1 protein-coding gene is annotated in these 1197 nt (G+C 47.9%); it reads right to left on the bottom strand.

The window, feature by feature from the left end; translation table 11 throughout:
• Positions 1-39 precede the first annotated feature (39 nt).
• A protein-coding gene (locus EB812_RS11580; protein WP_118230072.1) for an IS3 family transposase occupies positions 40-1127 on the bottom strand; the annotation gives its coding sequence in 2 pieces (ribosomal slippage) (positions 40-875 and positions 875-1127; 1089 coding nt in all).
• Positions 1128-1197: the final 70 nt, after the last annotated feature.

The raw sequence follows: 1197 nt of genomic DNA, 5'->3' as shown, positions 1-1197 counted from the left end.
GGTAATCCTCCCATTTTTAGGAGCACTTACAAGTAGAGCCTAAGACACCTGTGCGAGCTTCATGGCGGGAGTTATGCCGCCAATGCCCATGTTGGGGCGCTCGTTATTATAACTCCAGAGCCATTTGGTGGAAAAATCCTGTATTTCTTCAAGACTCTCAAAGAGATATTGGTTGAGCCAGTCATAACGCACTGTTCGGTTATACCGCTCGACATACCCATTTTGTTGCGGATTTCCCGGCTGGATATACCGCAGGCGGATTCCCCTCTGCCCGGCCCAGGTTTGCAGCTTGGCGCTGATATATTCCGGGCCATTGTCACAACGGATTTCTTTGGGGCAGCCACGCCATTCAATAATTTGCTCCAGCGCCTTGATCACTCGTTCAGACGGGAGGGAAAAATCAATCTCCATCCCCAAGCCTTCCCGGTTGAAATCGTCCAGTACGTTCAATAGCCGGATGCAGCGGCCATTTTGCAATTGGTCATGCATGAAATCCATAGACCACACTTCATTCATGGCGCTTGGCACAAAAAGCGCCTCCGGTTTCTCACGGTACAAACGTTTTCTGGGCTTGATCCGTAAATTCAGCTCCAGTTCCTTGTATATGCGATACACTCGCTTATGATTCCACACATAGCGTTTAACATTCCTGAGATACAAAAAACACAGGCCAAAGCCCCAATTTTTCTGACTCTGTGTCAAGCCTAAGAGCAGATCAGCTATCAGCGCATTATCGTCAGATAATTTGCGCTTATAATGATAGCAGCAGTAGCTTATTTTAAACGCTTCGCACGCCTGGCGAACGTTCATTATCCCATTTGTTACTGTTTTTCTGGCCGCCTCAACTCGTTGAGACGGCCTTACCATTTTTTTGTGAGGGCTTCCTGGATAACTTCATATTTGAGTTGCGTTTCGGCATACATCTTTTTCAGGCGGGCATTTTCCTTCTCCAGCTCTTTCATCCGAGCCATGAGCGGAACATCCATGCCGCCATATTTTGCCCGCCATTTATAAAACGTGGCGCTGCTTATGCCGTGTTCGCGGCAAAGCTCGGTCACGGGGATCCCATTCTCGGCCTGCTTCAAAATTCCCAAAATCTGGCTGTCAGAAAATCTGGACGCTTTCATGTAAAATCTCCGTTCGGGTCAGTATCGGAAATTCTACCCATAAACGCTACTTCTTTTTGGGAGGATTACC

The sequence above is a fragment of the Desulfovibrio legallii genome (assembly GCF_004309735.1).
Taxonomy (GTDB): domain Bacteria; phylum Desulfobacterota; class Desulfovibrionia; order Desulfovibrionales; family Desulfovibrionaceae; genus Desulfovibrio; species Desulfovibrio legallii.
This window is presented reverse-complemented; position numbering and strand designations above follow the sequence as displayed.